This is a genomic window from Acinetobacter sp. ATCC 27244, from assembly GCF_000156555.1.
Lineage (GTDB): Bacteria > Pseudomonadota > Gammaproteobacteria > Pseudomonadales > Moraxellaceae > Acinetobacter > Acinetobacter haemolyticus.
On record NZ_GG665951.1, the window covers coordinates 275,749 to 295,013 of the forward strand.

Below are 19,265 nucleotides of genomic sequence, written 5' to 3' on the forward strand. Positions count from 1 at the left end.
TCCTAAATTAGAAATTCACTCGCATGCTCAATCCAGCAACCCAAGCATCATCCACCTCTTTCACACCAGCAGGCTGATGGATATATTGTAGATTTGGTCGTAACATGACAGCTGGTGACCATTGATAGGTATAGTTCAATTCAACATTGAGCTCATCTCGTTGAACAGGAACATAATCTGCTGCGAATGCATCATATTGATCGTAACCACGACTATGATTGATATCGATTTGACGATCTTTATAACGATCATTGACTAGATAGTTTGCAATACCCAAACCAATTGAATCATTTGGGCGACTATCAAATGGTCCCTTGTACCAAAGTGCAAGTTGTTGCGTACTTCGAACTGCTGTTGTTTCTTTATCGTTTACCACGACATTAACACTGGCATACAAACCACGCTTTGGATCATCACCGTTCTGTGTCAATTGTTGTTGCGCATTCAGCCAAAAGCTATGTTTACCATCATGCACTTTATCTGCAATCGCGATGTCATTCGCTTCAGCAGTTGAATAAAGTGCCCCTATTTTGTATTCACCTGCCAAACCATTAAATGCTGCCAGTTTAGGTTTCCAAGCCAGCTCTACTGGTATAGTTGCCCCTTTGACGTTATTCATATCCAAGTTAAACCCATCACTGTTTTTATCGGTTTTAACGTTATCAGGATTAACTTCATAAACACCTACACCGAGCGTCCACTCAGGTGCAAACTGGTATTTCACATTTGCGCCCCACAATCCAACAGGTAGGTTGTACCAAATCGAGCCGATCGATTTCCCGAGTTGGCTACCGCATAGTAATAAGTTTTGGAATTCACATTGAGAACCATTGAAGTCCTCAGACATGCCCATACGACCGATTTTGAATTGGACTGAATTATCTGCAAAACCGGTTTTAATCCATGCTTGTGATAAACGCCAGATTTTGCCGCGTCCATATATTTCTTGGCTATTTCCCAAAGCACTTGAACGTGGATCTTTAATACGATCTAAAGTTAAGGCATTACCATCTCGTTTAGTGATCAAGATATTAGCGGTCGTGTCTTTCCACCCTGCAATTTTTTCTAAGTCAAAATTTGCACCTAAAGATAATTGCGCTGCATTTTTAAAGGCATTGTCATCATTGTAGCCACCATCCAAATTGGTTGCTGATTGACTCATAATCGATGTGGTAAATTTATAACCCTCTTTTTCTAGCTGTTGGCGTTGTCCATTCCAATCACCCAATAACCATTGACGATCTTGTGACCATGGTTGATCTGCTAAAGCATGCTGTACAGATAAAATTGAAAATGTCAGTAACGTCGTTTTAAATAAAAATAAATACTGTTTCATCGATAAATTCCTTGTCTTTCTAATCTATGTAGCACCTTATGAAAGGTGCTACTTTTATTGTTATTTGACTCGCACGGCTGAACTCAGTTCAGATGTAGCGCCTAAATGATCCGTCACATTGGCGGTTATGGAGGCAACTTGAGCAGTTGGTTTCCATGAAACTGTTGCAACACCTTGAGCGTTGGTAACAGCAATCACTGAACCTAAATAGAACTCGGCTTCATTTGAACTTGCTACCGAGTTTCCAAAAAATTCGACTTGATAACGCTGATTTGGTCGTCCTTTTACCTCAACAACAAGTTGCCCTTTTGAGAGGGTAAGTTTTGGTGCTTGAATGGCTTGATTCGGTTTTGGATTACAGCCTTGTTGATTTGGTTGCTGACAAGTTTTTTGTAAGTTTTCAGGATCAATCTTGACACCATGCCCACGAGAACCAACAAAATGTGCATGCTCTAAGCCCGGAATATCAAAAGTGATTGCACCTAAACGTTGGCTTGGTTCACAGCTGCCGCCTGCTTCACAGCGTTTAATATCCTTTGAATTATTCCAAATTTGATTTTTTGTTAATGTAATACGTGCATTAGCATCTTTTTCAGAGCGAATCGCAATTCCAATACGATTACCATGAATTTTGTTGCTATCTAAAATATTACCATCACCCGTTAGGTTAAATCCTAATGAGTTATTGGTCAGTTCGTTATAAGCAATGTAATTGCGTTTACCCCAATTAATCTGTAAACCATCCGAATAATTTTCAAATTTATTTCCCACAACCGCATTGTCATTGCCCCAAAGGATTTCAATTCCTTGAGATGGCTCTGGATTTGCAGAAGTTGAAATAAAATGGTTATTCGCAACTAAATTAAATGCAGCACCACGAGTTAGCTCTAAGCCATCACCATTGTCTTGGAAATAATTATTGAGGACTTTATTGTTATTGGTGGTGGTTGCTGTTGGATTGCCTTTACCATCATCACCTGTCAACATCACGCCCGCACCACCATAGTTGTGCATAATGCGGTTATGTTGAATCAGGTTATTGCTGGCACGATTCATCAAAATACCAATACAGAAATGACGAATTTCTAAACCTTGTATGGTCACACCATTGATGTCACGTAACACAATTCCCGGTAAAGTGGTTGTACGTACATTGGTCCCATATTGCCCTTCTACAGCGCCGGGACACGCTTCAACGCCACGACCTTTAATATAGTTTGAACCATCAATGACAATATGCTCGCCTGTTTTTGCCCATTGTGTACCAATGATTTTGACAGGTGCTTTAATTTCAGGAAGTGGGCTATTTACCTTGATTGCATACGGTGCTTGACCAACTGCTTGAATCAAAATTTCACTGGTTTGTGTCGGCTTGCTATTGGCTTGTTCAATCGCCCAACGGAGTGAACCTTTTTCAGTATCGTCCTGATAACGGTCTACGATGTAGGTTTCAGCTGCTGCCATACCAGATACTGCTAAACCGATTGCAAGCGTGCTTAAACGTAAAGAAATAACTTTCATTGTAAAAATCCTTTTCAATTATTCTGTTGGCTGAACTGTTTTTAACAACTGTTTCAGTTGGGTCACATCAATTTGACCGGGTGCTGATGCTTCACCAATCATGCCGAAGCTAAAACTCCCCCCCATATTGGCTGTCGCAATTCTTGAAATGGTGCCGAGTTTGCCCATCGACATCGTCAGCAATGGTTTATTTGAAAGTTGGCTAACTTTTAAGGTGGCATTCATCAAGGAGAAAACATCTTGTTTGTTTTGCGGCATCACTGCGATTTTTAAAATATCTGCACCAAGCTCATCTTGTTGCAGTAAACGTTTAACAATTTCATCTTCACTTGGCGTTTTCTTAAAATCATGATTCGACATCACGATCAGTACTTTTTTATCATGTGCCAATTGAACTATATTTTTGACGACCTGCTGATCACGGAACATTTCAACATCCAACATGTCCATGAATGGTTGTTTTAAATAGGCTTGATAGGTCTTGCCATAATCAACATCACTAATGTTGAGTTGACCACCTTCGTTATGGGTACGAATGGTCGCGATCACTGGTTTATTGCCTAATACCTTTTTTAATTCGTGTCCTAAAGCAATTACCTGTTTGGTATCAGCAGCAAAATCGAGCAGATCAATACGAAATTCTGCTAGATCTGCATCTTGATTGGCTGCAATCACTTTAGCTTGAGCAATCGCTTGTTCTTTAGTTTTTGCAGTAATCGGTACAATCGTTTTAACTGGTGACTTAGCAAGCTCAGCTAATTGAACTGGGCTATGAACATTTTCTTGTGCCTGTACCATTTGAACCGTAAATAAAGGGCTAACAAGCAGTGTTAATGCTGCCAGTGTTTTCATTTTCATCACCATCTTCCTTAATGGATTGCCTGTCTTTCCAAAGAGCAAGCAATCATTCGTTGTGCACTTAAAATTTAAATATCAAAAAACACAGTTTCATCTTCGCCTTGAATACGAATATCAAAGCGATACACCACTTCACCATCCACTTCTGTGCGTTTGGCAATTAAGGTTTGACGACGAGTCGCCCATTCAATACTGTTTAGAATCGGATCATTGGCATTTGCTTCAACTTCATCATCAAAATAAATACGAGTATGCAAACCAAGATTAATGCCACGCGCAAATACAACCACCGCAATATGCGGCGCTTGGTTTGTGCCTTTACGACCTGCTACTGCACCCGGTTTGATGGTGTTGAAACTCCAGAAACCTGTTTCAAAGTTTGCCCCTGTACGTCCCCAACCTAAAAAGTTTGGATCAACAGCCTTACCTTGCGTATCGGCTTGACTTGGGTAAACACCGTTGGCATCGGCTTGCCAAATTTCCAACAACACGTCTCTTAATGGCAAACCTAGTCCGTCAAATACTTGTCCTTCAAGACGAATACGCTGACCTTGCGTTTTTTCACTCACCAACTGATTGTTAAAATTGTGTTCAAACACTTCGATATTGGCTTGCTGTGGTAACAAACCAATATGTACATAAGGACCACCTGTTTGTGATGGGGTTTCTTTCAATTCCTGAAAATTCCACGCGTTCATTGTGTTACTCCATTAAGTCAAATCATTTTCAAAATAAGTCGCACGACGACCACGAAGATGAATATCAAAGCGGTAACAACGGCTATCTGATTCAATGAAATTGTTTTTGTCTTCCAACGCAATTAAGGCACGACGTTGATCTTCAGATGGGATCGTTTTCAAAATTGGACAAGAGTCAATCAATGTATCGCCTTCAAAATAGAACTGCGAAATTAAACGTTGCGCCCAGCCATCCGCAATTAATGAGAAATGAATATGCGCTGGACGCCATTCATTGATACGGTTACGCCACGGATATGGACCTGGTTTAATGGTACGGAAAATATAGAACCCATTTTCATCAGTTAAAGTACGACCACAACCACCAAAATTCGGATCCATCGCTCCGATGAACTTATCATTCGGATGACGATAACGACCTGAAGCATTGGCCTGCCATACTTCTAATAAGGCATTTTTAACAGGGCGACCAAACTGATCACGCACATAACCATGCACAATAATTCGCTCGCCAACAGGTAAACCCTCTTTGGCATAATTCAAAATCAAATCATTGTCTTTAGGACCAAAAAGATTCGGTGAAAAATGCGGTGAAGTGACTTCTGTCAAAGTTTCATTGATAGAGATCAACGCATTTTTTGGTGAGCGTAATACACTGGTTTTATAACCCGGTGTATATGCTGGTGGGTGATCATCTGTATTACGTTGCGGATACGCACCTAATGTATGATTTAACATGCCTATCTCCTTAATCCTGTGGTTGTGCCGAAACGGGTTGCACTTCGATTCCAATTTCTTTAAAGACGTCTTCAGCCAAGTGCATTGCAGCATTTGCAGCGGGTAAGCCTGCATACAATGAACTATGTAAAATCAGTTCTTTAAGTTCATCTTTAGTCACGCCGTTGTTAAAACAAGCACGTAAATGCATCCTAAGTTCATCTTCTCGCCCCAATGCCAATAAAATGGCAATGGTGACTAAACTGCGGGTATGGCGTGGTAAACCGTCACGTGACCACACTTCCCCCCAAGCAAATCGACTAATAAAATTCTGAAAATCTTGGTTAAAGTCATTCAGGTTCTCTAAAGAACGCCCGACATGTTTTTCACCCAGTACTTCTGTACGGACTTTCAGACCTTGTTGATAACGTTGTTCATCATTCATTGACGTTGTCCCGAATTGAAAGAAAGTTAGGTTGCATCCGTATGCGCAACTAGAGATTTCACAAAGATCGCCACAGCAGCAGCCGTTGCTGGAATAAACAACATGCTTAAAATCATAGTGAACGACCAATTATTCCCAAGTAACACTGCGCCAATCCAAGCACCAAACACAGCACCGAAACGACCAATACCTGTCATCCATGCAATGCCTGTTGCACGACATTGGGTAGGATAAAAACGAGCACTTAAAGCTGGCATTGCTGATTGCGCGCCATTAATCGCAATACCTGCGCAGAGAACTAAAACAGCAAGCAATGTTGGATTTGCTAAGCTTTGACCGACTGCAATCGCAAATAAACCTGCGGCAAAATAAAAGCCTGCAATAATTCGATTAGGATTAAAGCGATCCATTGCCCAACCGATAAATAAAGCACTGAGTACACCACCAAATTGGAACAAACCACCGATAAATGCAGCGCGTTCCAAGGTCGCCCCAGTTTCACGCATTAAGGTCGGTAACCAACTGGTCAGTAGATAAATCACCACCAACCCCATAAAATAGGTTGACCACAATAAAACGGTGCCTTTGGAAAATTGTTTTGAAAACAACATGCCAAATACACTCTTTTTCTGAGCTACATTTGATTGCTCTTCTGGGATGTGGAATTCCGTTACACCTTGAACTTGTGATGGTGCAATGTGCGTTAAAATTCGACGTACTTTCTCAGGATTCTTATTTTTTACAATTAAGAAGCGATAAGACTCAGGTAAGAAAAAAATCACCAGAAGCATTAAAAACAATGGTGTCCATCCGCCTAACAAAAACAAACTATGCCAACCATAATTGGGAATAAGCCAGCTACTAATGAAACCACCCGTTGCCATCCCCAAGTTGTAGCCACAGAACATACAGGTCACCATTAAAGACCGTACACGCGTTGGGCAATATTCAGAGAATAATGTGGTTGCATTTGGCATCGCAGCACCCAGACCAATACCCGTTAAAAAACGCAATACCACCAACTGATCCAAATTCGTTGCGTAGGCAGAAGCAAGCGTAAAGCCTCCAAAAATCAGCATGGAAACGATCAATACAATCTTGCGGCCAAAACGATCGGCTGTGGGACCTGATACTAATGCACCAATAATCATCCCGCCTAAAGCTGCACTCATTACGGGTCCAAGCTGTGAGCGATCAATTCCCCAATCCTGTGTTAATGCCGGAGCAATAAAACCCATCGCAGCAGTATCAATTCCGTCCACAAAAACGATGAGAAAACAAACAATTGCGATTAACCACTGATATTTACTGATTGGTGCATGATCAATCAGTTTCTGTGCATCCATACTATTTTGGGGAGCAGCAAATTCCTGTGCCATAGTTGCCTCCTTGTAGGCGAGTTCCTTTCTAACCTGAACTGGTTATATTTTCTGAATAAACTTAGACAATGCTTGATTAAAGACTTGAGGTTGCTCGATATTCGATAAATGAGAAGCTGCCAAAATCTCAATCTGGCTTTGTGAAATAGACTGATGCATAAAAGCAGCATCTTGAACCGTCGTTACTGGATCAAATTGACCAGCAATAATTAAAGTTGGGATATGAATCTGTTGAAGTTGATCTCTTAGATCTGCCCCTGCCAAAGCACGACATGCATTGGCATACCCTTGCGCAGGTGTAACAGCTAAACTTTGAATGGTTTTCTGTGCTAAAACATCATGAGCATAATCAAAATGCTCACTAAACCAACGAGTATGTGTGGTTTTAACAAGCTCTGCCAAACCGTGTTGCTCTACACTGTCCGCACGATTATTCCATGCTTCAGCAGTTCCTATTTTTGCGGCAGAATTTGCGATTGTGACACTCAAAAAGCGATCTGAATGATGAATCGCGAGATACAATCCAGTGATGCCTCCCATTGATATTCCACAGAAATGTGCTTTATCAATCCTGAGCGCATCTAAAATATCCACCACATCTTCAGCAAGGTTTTGCAAAGTGCTTTGCTCAATCACACGGCTCATACCATGACCACGCGTATCGTAAGTCACGACTTGATAATGGTCTGTTAATGCCGCAACTTGTGGTTGCCACATCCCATGATCGGTTCCAAGTGAATTAGAAAACACAATCACTGGGGCATCTTTCTGACCCTGCACTTGCACAGCAAGTTGATATCCTTGACGATTATGAATGTTGATCATCATTGTGAATCTCCTTGAGCTGCTTTGAGAACAGAACCAATTTGCATTTGGATATTGCCCAAATAAGACTCGGGCTTAAAAATCTCATCTAGGGCTTGTACTGAAAAATGTTCTTTCACTTCATCTAGATTCGATACAATATTTTTTAAATGAGTATCTTGTGCGACTGCTTGCTGACATGCATGCTCAACTAGATGGTGAGCATTTAAACGCCCAATCTTGCTAGCAAGTGCCATCATGACTGCTTCAGCCATGATCAAACCTTGTGTAGATTCAAGATTACGTTGCATTGCTTCAGGATTAACCTGCATATTCTCAAGCACATCATTTGCTCGCTCTAATGCGCCAGCACATAACTGAAAAATTTCAGGTATCGCCAACCATTCCGCATGCCATGCACCTAAAGCACGTTCGTGGTCTTGAACCATGCTTTGATAAACACTAGCCATCAGTGCTGGAACGCGATTTGCAGCGGCAAGAATTGAAGCGGCTGCAACAGGATTACGCTTGTGAGGCATTGTCGATGAACCACCACGCCCTTTTGCTGTTGGTTCATAAACTTCAGCGATTTCAGTCTGCATGAGTAATGACCAATCTTTTGCCATCTTGCCAACATTGCCCACGATCATGGCAAGCAGACTAGCAATCTCTACAATACGATCACGCTCGCCATGCCAAGTGCATTCAGGCGTCGTAAGTCCTAGTTCGGCTGCAAAAGCTTCAACTACAGCAGAACCTTGATTTTGCAAAGATGCTAATGAACCTACTGCACCACCAAGCTGGGCGGTGAACACTCTAGTTTTCATTGCCTGTAAACGATCGAGATCACGTTTTAATGCAGCTGCATAACGTGCAAACTTATGTCCTAATGTAATCGGCAAAGCTTGCTGCAACCATGTACGCCCAATCATCACTTGGTCACGGTAACGTTCAGCCTGTTGCAAAGAAATTTGATATGCAGATTGAAGTTGCTTTTCAATCATGGCTAAAGCATCACGACACTGCAAAATCGTTGCCGTATCAATAATGTCTTGACTGGTTGCGCCCCAGTGCACATAACGTGAAGCTTGTTCATCTTGCTGCTTTACAATGGCTGTAAATTGCTTAACAAAAGGAATAGCAATATTTCCAGCCAAACCTGTTGCAACCACCAAAGCATCAAAATCAATCTGTGTTAAAGCAGATTGCCCAACTTGTTCGATGATCGTCGCCATTTCACGAGGAATGACATTGACCTGAGCCTGTGCTTTTGCCAAAGCCACTTCAGCTTGGATCATATAACTCAATAAAGAACGATCACTAAAAATAGTGGTCACATCTGATTGATAAAACAAGCTGGCATATAACTGGCTCATTTCACACCTCACTCAACACGCTGAATAATCAAGGCAATGCCTTGACCCACGCCGATACACATCGAACACAAAGCATATTGTCCTTGGATCTGCTCAAGTTGGTTCAGAGCTGTGGTCACTAATCTCGCACCTGAGGCACCGAGTGGATGACCTAAAGCAATCGCACCACCATTCGGATTGATACGGGCATCATCATCTGACAAACCTAAATCACGAGTCACCGCTAGAGCTTGAGCTGCAAAGGCTTCATTTAACTCAATCACATCCATTTGTTCTAAAGTCAGATTGGCTTGTTTCAGTAACTTTTTGATTGCCGGTGCAGGGGCAAAACCCATAATGCGGGGTTCAACACCCACTGTCGTGACTGCAATGATTTTGGCACGTGGTTTAAGTTGATATTGAGCAACTGTCTCATCTGAAGCGATCAAAATCGCTGCTGCACCATCGTTAATACCTGACGCATTACCCGCAGTGACCGTACCATCTGCTTTCACCACGCCTTTGAGTTTCGTCAATGCTTCAATCGTGGTCGATGCACGTGGATGTTCATCAGTATCGACAACAACCGCATCACCTTTACGTTGAGGAATCGTGACAGGAACGATTTCATGTTTAAAAAAGCCTTTGGCTTGCGCTGCTGCAGTACGTTGTTGGCTCACCAAGGCAAACTGGTCTTGATCGATACGATTAATATTAAATTGCTCTGCCACGTTTTCTGCAGTTTGTGGCATGGTATCTACACCATACATTTCTTTGAGCTTTGGATTAATAAAACGCCAACCCATGGTGGTATCTTCAATCTTTTGGCTACGACCAAAAGCACTATCCGATTTACCCATCACATAGGGTGCACGACTCATACTCTCAACGCCACCCGCAATAATGAGATTTGCTTCACCTGCTTTAATTGCACGTGCTGCCATGGCGATGGCATCTAAAGATGAACCACAAAGACGATTTACTGTGGTTGCAGGGACTTGATACGGCAAGCCTGCTAACAGCGCAGACATACGGCCGACATTACGGTTGTCTTCACCTGCCTGATTAGCACAGCCATAGATCACATCATCGACTTGTTGCCAATCCACGGTTGGATTACGTTGCATTAAGGCTTGAATCGGAACTGCACCAAGGTCATCAGCACGTACTGGGGCTAAACCACCTGCATAACGACCAAATGGGGTGCGAATCGCATCAATGATATAAGCGTTTTTCATAGTCTTACACTTCCATATTTCAATTCGTTGTGACCACTGCCACAAATTACGGGTTCAGTCATACTTCCTTTGCGTAGGCAATGCCTATACAAAAAGCTTTCGCTTTAACCCGTAATTAGTGGCTGGTAAACATTATCCCTGTGTCGCATCAATCAATTGAGCACCCGTCAAAGCCTGTAGTTCTTCAAAACTCAGACCATCCACTTTCTCAATCACTTTTAAACCTTCTGTCGTCACATCAATCACACACAAATCGGTATAAATACGATCAACACATTTCAGACCCGTGGCTGGATAAGATAGTGCTTCAACAATCTTGGGTTCACCTTGCTTGGTGACATGATCGGTAGTGATAAAAACTTTCTTTGCACCTACAGCTAAGTCCATTGCACCACCCACAGCAGGAATCGCATCGGCTGCACCTGTATGCCAATTGGCAAGATCACCGTTGGCTGCGATTTGGAATGCACCCAGTACCGCAATATCTAAATGACCACCACGCATCATGGCAAAGGAATCACCATGATGAAAAAAGCATCCCCCAGTGAGCATGGTCACATATTCTTTGCCTGCATTAATCAGTTCAGGGTCTTCTTCACCTTTAGCTGGTGGTGGACCAAATGCCAATAAACCATTTTCAGAATGCAGAAAAACATCTTTATCCGCAGGTAAGTATTTTGAAATCTTAGTCGGTAAGCCAATGCCTAAATTGACATAGGCACCATCAGGAATATCTTGTGCAACACGTTCTGCAATTTGGTCACGGCTGAGTTTTTGATAGCTCATTGTTATTCTCCTTATTGCGCAGCGACAGGTGATATTGCTTCAACAGCAACCACATGCTGGACAAAAATCCCTGGGGTAATAATGTGTTCAGGATCAAGCTGACCGAGTTCAACTACTTCAGAGACTTGAGCAATGGTGACATCTGCAGCCATGGCCATGATCGGTCCAAAGTTACGTGCTGATTTATTAAAAACTAAATTGCCCCAACGATCGCCTTTGTGAGCTTTGATCAAGGCAAAGTCAGCTTTGATTGGATATTCCAGTACATAGTCTTTACCATCGATATGACGAGTTTCTTTGCCTTCTGCCAATAATGTTCCGAAGCCAGTCGGTGTAAATACTGCACCGAGGCCCATCCCTGCAGCTTGGATACGGCAAGCGAGATTGCCTTGTGGCACGAGCTCTAATTCAATTTTCCCTGCATGGTAAAGTTCATCGAACACCCATGAATCAGATTGGCGAGGGAAAGAGCAGATGATTTTACGGACTGCACCTGTTTTTAGGAGTTTGGCAAGACCATAATCGCCATTACCTGCATTGTTATTGACGATGACGAGATCTTTGACACCAAGTTTAATCAGAGCATCGATGAGTTCAGCAGGTTGTCCTGCGGTTCCAAAGCCACCGATCATGATGGTCGATCCATCTTTTATTTGGGATAAAACCTCAACCAATGAGGCTGTACTCTTATCAATCATCTAACTACTTCCTGTACGATAAGTCACTCAATCTTTCAGGCCGAAAAACGGGCCAATGTAGTTGAGTGTTCTGTTCGGATTGCTTGTATTTATTCTTGATAAATTTTGGACGCACTTCTATGCTTTAAAGTGTATTTTGTTCGATATATATATTTTATGTTCGATGATCGAACATTATCCAAGTAAAACAGTCAGCTTTTGATTAGAATGGAAATGAGCAACTGAAATTGCAGATTGGAGTTATCATCATATGGATCATGATCAAGAAAAAACTGTTCGATTGATTCATCACAGTGAGAATAAGAAGTCAATTCGACATGAAGATTTTATCGCAGGTATTGCTAAAGGTTTAACCATCCTAGAGTGTTTCGGTCCAGAACGTCATCGTCTAAATATCAGTACAGCTGCTGAAAAGACAGGCATGACACGTGCCGCTGCTCGACGTCATCTACTTACTTTGGAATACTTAGGCTATTTGGAGTTTGATGGACATTATTATTATCTTGCCCCTAAAATTCTAAAATTTTCAGGTGCTTACTTAGATGGATCCCCACTCCCCAAAATTTGTCAACCGTTATTAAATTTATTGACCAATCAGACCTCACTTATTTATTCAGTGATGGTGTTAGATGGATATGAAGCAATTACCATCGCACGAAGTGCAGCGCATCAACAAACAGATCGCGTTAACCCATATGGTCTACATCTAGGTAATCGGTTGCCCGCTCATGCCACATCAGCAGGTAAAATTTTACTTGCGCATCTTGATTTGGATGAACAGAAACAATGGTTAGAAAAATACCCTCTTAAACGACTTACTAAATATACGCATACCGAAAGTGAGAAGTTTTTGGCGCTACTGCATGAAATCAAAGAGCAAGATTGGTGCTATTCATGTGAAGAGCATGAACTGGGTGTACACGCTGTTGCGGTGCCTATTTATGATTCAAATGCTGATGTTGTTGCAGCGTTGAATATCGTATCGCCAACCATGCGAACGACTAAAGATTATTTAATTACTCACATTTTGCCATTATTGCTGGAAACTTCTCGAGATTTAAGACATGTCATCTAAAGCGTAAAAGAAGCTCTAATTTAAATAGAAATGTAAATTAGAGCTTAACTTTATTTTCTCGAATTATTTTAAAATCATATCTGTCCAACCCGTAAATGGATTGTCAAATTGCTCCCATTCTTTTGCACCAAGTGCCATTTCGTCATCTGTTAATAAACATGCATCAAACTGCGCCGTTAGTGCATCTTGATCCATATCCATACCGATCAGAACTATTTCCTGTCGAGCGTCACCTGTTAAATCATCCCAATTTCTTTCAATTGCATCACGACTATGTTGATCTTCTGGCCAATGTTCATCTGGTACGGCTGCCCACCAGTACCCTGCTACACCGTGTCGAGCCATCGCACCCGCTTGTGACCACGAACCTGCAAACTCAGGATTGGAAGCAAGCCAGAAAAATCCTTTTGATCGAATCACACCTTGCCATTCAGAATTTACAAAATCAAAAAACCGTTGTGGATGGAAAGGCTTTCTTGCTTTGTAAACAAAACTACTGATCCCATATTCTTCGGTTTCAGGCGTATGTTCACCTCTGAGTTCTTTCAGCCAACCAGGCGCTTGAGCTGCTTCATTAAAATCGAATAAGTTAGTATTTAGAATTTTATCTAGCTTCACTTGCCCAAATTCAGAAATTTCAATTTTCGCTCTTGGGTTAAGTGAATGTAGAATGCCAAATAATTTTTCTTTTTCTTCACGATTAATCAAATCAACTTTATTCAACACAATCACATCACAGAACTCAATCTGGTCGATTAAAAGATCAACCACATTACGCTCGTCATCTTCCCCCAATGATTCACCTCGTGAAGTTAGGCTATCCAGAGAACTATAATCCTTTAAAAAATTATAAGCATCGACCACAGTCACCATGGTATCCAAACGCGCAAATTCATTCAGTGAAACACCATTTTCATCTTCAAATGTAAATGTTTCTGCAACAGGCAAAGGTTCAGAAATCCCTGTTGATTCAATCACCAATTGATCAAAGCGATTGTCTTCAGCCAAACGGCGTACCTCAATCAACAAATCCTCTCGTAAGGTGCAACAAATACAACCATTGCTCATTTCCACCAGTTTTTCATCTGTACGTGATAATTCAGCACCGCCCTCACGAACTAATGCCGCATCAATATTCACTTCAGACATATCATTGACGATTACGGCAATTTTTCGCCCTTCACGATTGTTCAAAATATGATTGAGCAACGTGGTTTTTCCTGCACCTAAAAAACCAGATAAGACGGTCACAGGAAGTTTGCTTGGAGTGGCTAAAGAATGATTCATTGGCGTTCTCACTGATTAAATATGTTGAGTTTCATGTTTGGAAAGACATGAGAAACATTGACCCAATACTTCTAAATATGGGTATCTTGGATTGAATTGTTTGGCTTGGATGGTGCTTTCCACACAGGTTTTAAGTTGTGGAATAGCTATGCTTTGCACTCTTTGACATTCTGTACATACGGTAAAAAGCCGATAACTCGCTGAAATTTCGGCTTGGTCTAGCACATACATATTTAAGGTATTTAGTTTTACGATCAGGCACTGTTCTGACAGTTTTTTCAGAATTCGATAAATCTGAATTGGTGCTTGAAAGCCATAAGGTTTGGCCTTCTCCAATAACTCATAAGCACTCATGGCTTTATTTTCTGTTTTTAAAATATCTAAAATATTTTGTTGGGCGATCGTCAGCTTCATTGCAATTTACTCATTGTTATTATTAAAAGAATTATTCATACAAGGTGAAGAAGTGTACCGATGGTCGACTCCCCATGTACGATAGCCTGCTGTATCGATATGGATTTGTCCTGATGCATACACACCTAAACCCATATTTAATGCTTCACCGTGCTCTATCCAGAATTCACAAAGCTTCTTTTTTGTATTTTCGATACGGATTTGTTCAATTGAATCTGGATTCTCACTACCTATACGAAAATCCAATGCGGCATTAAACACATGTTTAGATCCACCTGCCCCACCTGCACACCGATTCAATGCATAGTTTCGATACACAGATGTCACCGTAAACTGATCAATTCGTTTTTGTTCGACCAATTGCTTCAGAATCTTTAAAGTCGGAATGCTGTTATTCCAGAGTTCTCTTGGTGGAACTTCATATTCAGCGTAATTACACTTTTGCCAATCTCTCGCTGTTTGAAAAAACTCAAAATCTGGAATAAAAGAATCAATCCCTTGGGTTTTCAAGAAATTTTTATAAGCTTGAATTTGCTGTTGATGCTGAGCCTGCATTGCCCACTGGAGATACGAAGATGGGATACGCTTTTCTTGCAGAATCACTTTGGGAATCGTATGTTTCGATTCAAGTTTTGGTAGAGGTTGCCGTCGGATCTCTTGATACGAAGACTGACAAGCAGACAGACCACAAATGAATCCGAGCATGTAGATTTTTTTCATTTTGATTCGCCAGCATCACTTAAATCGAATTTACTTCGCAACGCGCTTGTCGATGCTTATTGTTATGTTATAACATTACAACAAACATTACAATGTAAGCCATTAAACAAATGAATCTTGCTCTTCCAGATATTTCAGCTGAATCAACTCTACCCAAAGCAAATAGCCATTGCCTAGATTGGGTTGGCATGGAAAAAATTGCATTACCCGTTCGTATCGAAAATACGCTATGTCAAAGTCAAATCAATGCTTATGTCAGTTTGGACGATCCCTTAGCCAAAGGGATTCATATGTCACGCTTGTATACGCGACTATTAGAACTGAGTTCGATTGAAAATTTGAACTTGATCGATCTGCAGTCATTATTACAAGACTTTTTAGAAAGTCATCGTGATCTATCCAAACATGCAAAAATTGAAATTCATAGCGAACTGTATATCGAACGACCTGCATTGATCAGCAAGCTTTCAGGTTGGAAAAGTTATCCTTTTGTTTTGTCATGCCAACTTTTAGATGGGCAGTTTTTAGCAGAACTAAAAGTTGAGATTCCCTATTCATCAACCTGCCCATGCTCGGCTGCTCTTGCAAGAAACATTATTCAACAACGTTTTGAATCGGCGTTAAACAATCAAGACATTCGTTTAGATCAGCAGGAAATTTTAGATTGGCTAAGCAGTACAGATGCGATTGCTGCAACACCACATAGTCAAAGAAGCTTTGCGATTCTTAATTTCAGACTTGATCAAAATATCCAACATATCCCACTGATTTTATTTATTAATCAAGCTGAACAAGCTCTCATGACACCTGTTCAGACTGCCGTTAAACGTATCGATGAACAGGCCTTCGCAATTGCCAATGGTCAAAACCTGATGTTTTGTGAAGATGCCTTAAGACGACTGTATGGCACATTTTTAAATCATAAAAGTATTAATGGCTTTAATTTCAAAGTCATTCATGCAGAAAGCCTGCATGCGCATGATGCGGTGGCTCAAGGTTCGTGGCAATGGTAAAGCATTCTATTTTTCAGCAGATGGAACATGGGGCTTTGGGGCAGAAATTTGATTTTGAAGCTGTATTTGAACAGATCAAATGGAACCAAGATGGTCTTGTTCCCGCGATCACTCAAGATCAAACAAGTAAAGATGTATTGATGATGGCTTGGGTTAATCGAGACGCCTTAATCGAAACCTTGCAGACCAAACAAGTGTGTTATTGGTCGCGCTCACGAAAGTGTTTATGGCGTAAAGGTGAGAGTTCAGGACATCGTCAATATTTGACGGATGCCAGACTCGATTGTGATGGCGACTGCCTATTGTTTTTCGTCAATCAGAATGGTCCAGCCTGCCATACCCTACGCCCGACTTGTTTTTATCTTGGTCTAAATACAGATCAAGTGACGATTTTAACTCAACCTGTGATTTAACTTATTTTAAGCGGTAATTCTATGCTACGTAAAAATCCATCTGGCCATTTGCCTGTTATCGATCAATCTGCTTATGTCGATCAAACCGCGATTATCTGCGGCAAAGTCATCGTACATGCCAATGTGTTTATTGGTCCTTATGCTGTGATTCGCGCTGATGAAACCGATGAACATGGCGAAATGGAACCGATTATTATCGGTGCTAACTCCAATATCCAAGATGGTGTGGTGATTCATTCCAAAGCTGGCGCTGCGGTGAAGATTGGCGAAAACTCATCGATTGCACATCGTTCGATTATTCATGGTCCTTGTGAAATTGGTCGCCATGTTTTTGTCGGTTTTAACAGTGTCTTGTTTAATTGCAAAGTCGGTGATCATAGTGCGATCCGACACAATGCAGTGGTCGACGGGCGTGATTTGCCGAGTCACTTTTATGTTCCTGCCATGAGCTATATCAATCCTAAAACAGATTTAAGCCAATATCCTCCTGTTGATGTTTCAATCAGTGAGTTTTCTGAAAGTGTGGTCAGCACCAATATCGAGTTAGTCAAAGGATATAAGGCATTGCACAATGAGTTTTAGACAATTTCCCAAGATCATTATTCGCAATGCCAACCTAGTCAATGAAGATAAACAGTTTATTGCAGATGTACTGATTCAAGATGGACGAATCGAGAAAATCGCTAGCAATATCACGGGCGTTTTCAATGCGAAAACCATAGATGCCAATGGTGCTTGGTTAATCCCAGGCATGATTGATGATCAAGTGCATTTTAGAGATCCTGGCTCACCCCAAAAAGGCAGTATCGCATCTGAATCTATGGCCGCAACCATTGGTGGGATTACCAGTTATATAGATATGCCCGATACTAATCCTGCGACATTGAACGTAGACACGCTGGCACAAAAAAAGCAAATTGCAGCGCAACATAGCATGGCAAATTACGCATTTCATTTTGGCGTGAGTTCTGACAATTTAGACATTATTGAACAACTTGATCCAAAATTAGTCAGTGGTGTCAAAGTCTTTATGGGAGCATCAACCGGCAATATGTTGGTCGATGATCCTAAAATTCTAGAGCGTTTATTTGCCAATGTACCAACCATCTTATTGACGCATTGTGAATATACACCTCGGATTAAAGAGCAGGAAAAACTATATTTGGAAAAATATGGCGAAAATATTCCAGCAGCAATGCACCCTAAAATTCGAGATAAACAAGCTTGCTTTGAAAGTTCTCGACTTGCTGTTTCCTTAGCTGAGAAATACGGTACTCAACTGCATGTTTTACATCTGACCACAGCCAGAGAATTATGTTTATTTAAAGATCTGCCTTTAAATCGAAAACATATTTCAGCTGAAGTCTGTATCCATCATCTTAGTTTTGATGATTCTGACTATGCCGCTCTGGGGCATTTAATAAAATGTAATCCTGCAATCAAAACCCAACAGGATAAAGAGGCTTTGATTCATGCGATTTCAAACAGTAATCGTTTGGATATTATTGGAACCGACCATGCACCACATACTTGGGATGAAAAACAACAATCCTATATGAATGCGCCTTCAGGTCTGCCACTGGTACAACATGCTGTGCCCGCATTGATGGAACTGGTTGCAGATGGAAAGCTCAGTATCGAAACGATGGTGCGTAAGACATCTCATCAAGTTGCGGACTTATTTAAGATCAAAGATCGTGGTTATATTCGTGAGGGCTATTGGGCCGATCTAGTCCTACTCAAAGAAAATACGCATAGGATCGCGGTCAAAGATCAAAAAAATTATATGCAATGTGGTTGGACTCCATTCCAAGATAAAACCTTTCGTTATGAAGTTGATACCACCATTGTTTCTGGGCAACTGGCGTGGCATCAAAATCAGTTGTTTTTGAGTTGCCGAGGAAAAGCACTAGAAATTGATCGATAGGAAAGATATTTGATTAAACTCCGAACTCGCTTGTTCTACAACTTTTAGTCCAGTTTTGGTCTGCTCAACGGTGTAAGTACTATATTGCCCCGTTGAAACTAGACCAAATTGAAGTTGAGTTCTTAAAATTAAGAATACCTCATTTCTCTCATCGACCAATACAGGATTGATCCTTTGTAAGTTTTCTACAAATTGTTGTGCAAAAAAAGGACTATTGAGCTTTTCAGGGCGATTTATTTGAATGTCGAAAAAATTAAAATTCGTATCAGAAATTTGTTTAATATGAAGAATTTCTGGTTGCATCTCTTTAAGTTGCATATTCGTCATCTCATTATTCTGCTCTTGAGAGACTGCCGAAGATATTCCACTCACTAAACAAACAAGTACCGTTAAGGCTGCAAAGATTTTATGTTTTGCCCACATGCTTGGTATTTGTGGATCATTATGAATTTGCTGAGCATTAATGACTATCGATTTTGATATAAAATCATGGACTGAACGGCGATTTTTTCGGTTAAAAATATAGAAATATACAATTAAAGCTTGTAAACAGATTAATAAGAGACTAATACCCCAAGAAA

Annotated in this window: 20 protein-coding genes and 1 pseudogene; 5 read left to right on the plus strand and 16 right to left on the minus strand. The window is 41.0% G+C overall.

The features are described from left to right. Positions 1-7 precede the first annotated feature (7 nt). From HMPREF0023_RS05220 to HMPREF0023_RS05275, 12 genes are all read right to left on the minus strand, one after another. The gene (locus HMPREF0023_RS05220; RefSeq protein WP_008941374.1) at positions 8-1,336 is read right to left on the minus strand and encodes a carbohydrate porin; all 1,329 of its coding nucleotides are present in this window, start codon (positions 1,334-1,336) and stop codon (positions 8-10) included. A gap of 60 nt (positions 1,337-1,396) precedes the next feature. After that, complete coding sequence (locus HMPREF0023_RS05225; RefSeq protein ID WP_008941375.1) at positions 1,397-2,857, minus strand: right-handed parallel beta-helix repeat-containing protein; 1,461 nt, start codon at positions 2,855-2,857, stop codon at positions 1,397-1,399. 18 nt (positions 2,858-2,875) lie between these two features. Beyond that, positions 2,876-3,709, minus strand: a complete 834-nt coding sequence (aroD, locus tag HMPREF0023_RS05230; RefSeq protein ID WP_161401297.1) for a type I 3-dehydroquinate dehydratase — start codon at positions 3,707-3,709, stop codon at positions 2,876-2,878. 74 nt (positions 3,710-3,783) lie between these two features. Continuing rightward, positions 3,784-4,413, minus strand: coding sequence for a protocatechuate 3,4-dioxygenase subunit alpha (gene pcaG / locus HMPREF0023_RS05235; protein WP_005089939.1), 630 nt, complete (start codon positions 4,411-4,413; stop codon positions 3,784-3,786). A 12-nt stretch (positions 4,414-4,425) separates the two neighbouring features. Continuing rightward, positions 4,426-5,151 (minus strand): protocatechuate 3,4-dioxygenase subunit beta, encoded by a 726-nt coding sequence (pcaH, locus tag HMPREF0023_RS05240; protein ID WP_005082522.1) that lies wholly within the window; start codon positions 5,149-5,151, stop codon positions 4,426-4,428. Between the two features lie 10 nt (positions 5,152-5,161). Beyond that, the gene (gene pcaC, locus HMPREF0023_RS05245) at positions 5,162-5,575 is read right to left on the minus strand and encodes a 4-carboxymuconolactone decarboxylase (protein ID WP_005082521.1); all 414 of its coding nucleotides are present in this window, start codon (positions 5,573-5,575) and stop codon (positions 5,162-5,164) included. Positions 5,576-5,601: 26 nt separating this feature from the next. Continuing rightward, entirely contained in the window at positions 5,602-6,954 is a 1,353-nt protein-coding gene (locus HMPREF0023_RS05250; RefSeq protein ID WP_005082520.1) for an MFS transporter, read from the minus strand. 42 nt (positions 6,955-6,996) lie between these two features. After that, positions 6,997-7,782 carry a 3-oxoadipate enol-lactonase gene (pcaD, locus tag HMPREF0023_RS05255; protein ID WP_008941377.1) on the minus strand — a complete coding sequence of 262 codons (786 nt, stop codon included), beginning with the start codon at positions 7,780-7,782 and terminating at the stop codon, positions 6,997-6,999. Beyond that, positions 7,779-9,134, minus strand: a complete 1,356-nt coding sequence (pcaB, locus tag HMPREF0023_RS05260; protein WP_008941378.1) for a 3-carboxy-cis,cis-muconate cycloisomerase — start codon at positions 9,132-9,134, stop codon at positions 7,779-7,781. Before pcaB ends, pcaD begins: the two co-directional genes overlap by 4 nt. Positions 9,135-9,142: 8 nt before the next feature. Continuing rightward, complete coding sequence (pcaF, locus tag HMPREF0023_RS05265) at positions 9,143-10,351, minus strand: 3-oxoadipyl-CoA thiolase (protein WP_008941379.1); 1,209 nt, start codon at positions 10,349-10,351, stop codon at positions 9,143-9,145. Between the two features lie 132 nt (positions 10,352-10,483). After that, positions 10,484-11,137 (minus strand): 3-oxoacid CoA-transferase subunit B, encoded by a 654-nt coding sequence (locus HMPREF0023_RS05270; protein ID WP_005089928.1) that lies wholly within the window; start codon positions 11,135-11,137, stop codon positions 10,484-10,486. Between the two features lie 11 nt (positions 11,138-11,148). Beyond that, on the minus strand, positions 11,149-11,835 hold the full coding sequence (locus HMPREF0023_RS05275; RefSeq protein WP_005089926.1) for a 3-oxoacid CoA-transferase subunit A: 687 nt from the start codon (positions 11,833-11,835) through the stop codon (positions 11,149-11,151). A 250-nt stretch (positions 11,836-12,085) separates the two neighbouring features. Here HMPREF0023_RS05275 and pcaU point away from each other — a divergent pair, with 250 nt between their 5' ends. Continuing rightward, positions 12,086-12,910 (plus strand): IclR family transcriptional regulator PcaU, encoded by an 825-nt coding sequence (pcaU, locus tag HMPREF0023_RS05280; RefSeq protein ID WP_005082506.1) that lies wholly within the window; start codon positions 12,086-12,088, stop codon positions 12,908-12,910. A gap of 63 nt (positions 12,911-12,973) precedes the next feature. Here pcaU and zigA read toward each other — a convergent pair whose 3' ends face one another. From zigA to HMPREF0023_RS05295, 3 genes are read right to left on the minus strand one after another with little or no spacing between them, the layout of a single operon-like run. Then, on the minus strand, positions 12,974-14,197 hold the full coding sequence (zigA, locus tag HMPREF0023_RS05285) for a zinc metallochaperone GTPase ZigA (RefSeq protein ID WP_005089924.1): 1,224 nt from the start codon (positions 14,195-14,197) through the stop codon (positions 12,974-12,976). A gap of 15 nt (positions 14,198-14,212) precedes the next feature. Beyond that, the gene (locus HMPREF0023_RS16680; RefSeq protein ID WP_005089922.1) at positions 14,213-14,611 is read right to left on the minus strand and encodes a transcriptional repressor; all 399 of its coding nucleotides are present in this window, start codon (positions 14,609-14,611) and stop codon (positions 14,213-14,215) included. Positions 14,612-14,617: 6 nt separating this feature from the next. Beyond that, positions 14,618-15,331 carry a D-Ala-D-Ala carboxypeptidase family metallohydrolase gene (locus HMPREF0023_RS05295; protein WP_008941380.1) on the minus strand — a complete coding sequence of 238 codons (714 nt, stop codon included), beginning with the start codon at positions 15,329-15,331 and terminating at the stop codon, positions 14,618-14,620. A 110-nt stretch (positions 15,332-15,441) separates the two neighbouring features. Here HMPREF0023_RS05295 and folE2 point away from each other — a divergent pair, with 110 nt between their 5' ends. Genes folE2 through HMPREF0023_RS05315 form a run of 4 tightly spaced genes read left to right on the plus strand, consistent with a single transcriptional unit; the run spans position 15,442 to position 18,684 of the window. Continuing rightward, a complete protein-coding gene (folE2, locus tag HMPREF0023_RS05300) occupies positions 15,442-16,344 on the plus strand; it encodes a GTP cyclohydrolase FolE2 (RefSeq protein ID WP_005089918.1) in 903 nt (300 codons plus the stop codon). Continuing rightward, the gene (hisI, locus tag HMPREF0023_RS05305) at positions 16,338-16,757 is read left to right on the plus strand and encodes a phosphoribosyl-AMP cyclohydrolase (RefSeq protein WP_005089916.1); all 420 of its coding nucleotides are present in this window, start codon (positions 16,338-16,340) and stop codon (positions 16,755-16,757) included. Before folE2 ends, hisI begins: the two co-directional genes overlap by 7 nt. A gap of 21 nt (positions 16,758-16,778) precedes the next feature. Next, positions 16,779-17,339 (plus strand): carbonate dehydratase, encoded by a 561-nt coding sequence (locus HMPREF0023_RS05310; RefSeq protein WP_005089914.1) that lies wholly within the window; start codon positions 16,779-16,781, stop codon positions 17,337-17,339. Then, the gene (locus HMPREF0023_RS05315) at positions 17,329-18,684 is read left to right on the plus strand and encodes a dihydroorotase (protein ID WP_008941381.1); all 1,356 of its coding nucleotides are present in this window, start codon (positions 17,329-17,331) and stop codon (positions 18,682-18,684) included. Before HMPREF0023_RS05310 ends, HMPREF0023_RS05315 begins: the two co-directional genes overlap by 11 nt. Here HMPREF0023_RS05315 and HMPREF0023_RS05320 read toward each other — a convergent pair. Then, positions 18,667-19,265, minus strand: a pseudogene (locus HMPREF0023_RS05320) (RDD family protein); the annotation flags it as partial. The gene HMPREF0023_RS05315 and the pseudogene HMPREF0023_RS05320 overlap by 18 nt on opposite strands.

What these genes read in the sequence shown, in the direction of transcription:
- HMPREF0023_RS05310 (WP_005089914.1), top strand. Translation starts at nt 16,779, where the DNA reads ATGCTACGTAAAAATCCATCTGGCCATTTGCCTGTTATCGATCAATCT.
- pcaG (WP_005089939.1), bottom strand. Translation starts at nt 4,413, where the DNA reads ATGAACGCGTGGAATTTTCAGGAATTGAAAGAAACCCCATCACAAACA.
- HMPREF0023_RS05270 (WP_005089928.1), bottom strand. Translation starts at nt 11,137, where the DNA reads ATGAGCTATCAAAAACTCAGCCGTGACCAAATTGCAGAACGTGTTGCA.
- zigA (WP_005089924.1), bottom strand. Translation starts at nt 14,197, where the DNA reads ATGAATCATTCTTTAGCCACTCCAAGCAAACTTCCTGTGACCGTCTTA.
- HMPREF0023_RS05225 (WP_008941375.1), bottom strand. Translation starts at nt 2,857, where the DNA reads ATGAAAGTTATTTCTTTACGTTTAAGCACGCTTGCAATCGGTTTAGCA.
- HMPREF0023_RS05295 (WP_008941380.1), bottom strand. Translation starts at nt 15,331, where the DNA reads ATGAAAAAAATCTACATGCTCGGATTCATTTGTGGTCTGTCTGCTTGT.
- aroD (WP_161401297.1), bottom strand. Translation starts at nt 3,709, where the DNA reads ATGAAAACACTGGCAGCATTAACACTGCTTGTTAGCCCTTTATTTACG.
- pcaB (WP_008941378.1), bottom strand. Translation starts at nt 9,134, where the DNA reads ATGAGCCAGTTATATGCCAGCTTGTTTTATCAATCAGATGTGACCACT.
- pcaH (WP_005082522.1), bottom strand. Translation starts at nt 5,151, where the DNA reads ATGTTAAATCATACATTAGGTGCGTATCCGCAACGTAATACAGATGAT.
- HMPREF0023_RS16680 (WP_005089922.1), bottom strand. Translation starts at nt 14,611, where the DNA reads ATGAAGCTGACGATCGCCCAACAAAATATTTTAGATATTTTAAAAACA.
- folE2 (WP_005089918.1), top strand. Translation starts at nt 15,442, where the DNA reads ATGAATCTTGCTCTTCCAGATATTTCAGCTGAATCAACTCTACCCAAA.
- HMPREF0023_RS05220 (WP_008941374.1), bottom strand. Translation starts at nt 1,336, where the DNA reads ATGAAACAGTATTTATTTTTATTTAAAACGACGTTACTGACATTTTCA.
- pcaC (WP_005082521.1), bottom strand. Translation starts at nt 5,575, where the DNA reads ATGAATGATGAACAACGTTATCAACAAGGTCTGAAAGTCCGTACAGAA.
- hisI (WP_005089916.1), top strand. Translation starts at nt 16,338, where the DNA reads ATGGTAAAGCATTCTATTTTTCAGCAGATGGAACATGGGGCTTTGGGG.
- HMPREF0023_RS05275 (WP_005089926.1), bottom strand. Translation starts at nt 11,835, where the DNA reads ATGATTGATAAGAGTACAGCCTCATTGGTTGAGGTTTTATCCCAAATA.
- HMPREF0023_RS05250 (WP_005082520.1), bottom strand. Translation starts at nt 6,954, where the DNA reads ATGGCACAGGAATTTGCTGCTCCCCAAAATAGTATGGATGCACAGAAA.
- HMPREF0023_RS05315 (WP_008941381.1), top strand. Translation starts at nt 17,329, where the DNA reads ATGAGTTTTAGACAATTTCCCAAGATCATTATTCGCAATGCCAACCTA.
- pcaU (WP_005082506.1), top strand. Translation starts at nt 12,086, where the DNA reads ATGGATCATGATCAAGAAAAAACTGTTCGATTGATTCATCACAGTGAG.
- pcaD (WP_008941377.1), bottom strand. Translation starts at nt 7,782, where the DNA reads ATGATGATCAACATTCATAATCGTCAAGGATATCAACTTGCTGTGCAA.
- pcaF (WP_008941379.1), bottom strand. Translation starts at nt 10,351, where the DNA reads ATGAAAAACGCTTATATCATTGATGCGATTCGCACCCCATTTGGTCGT.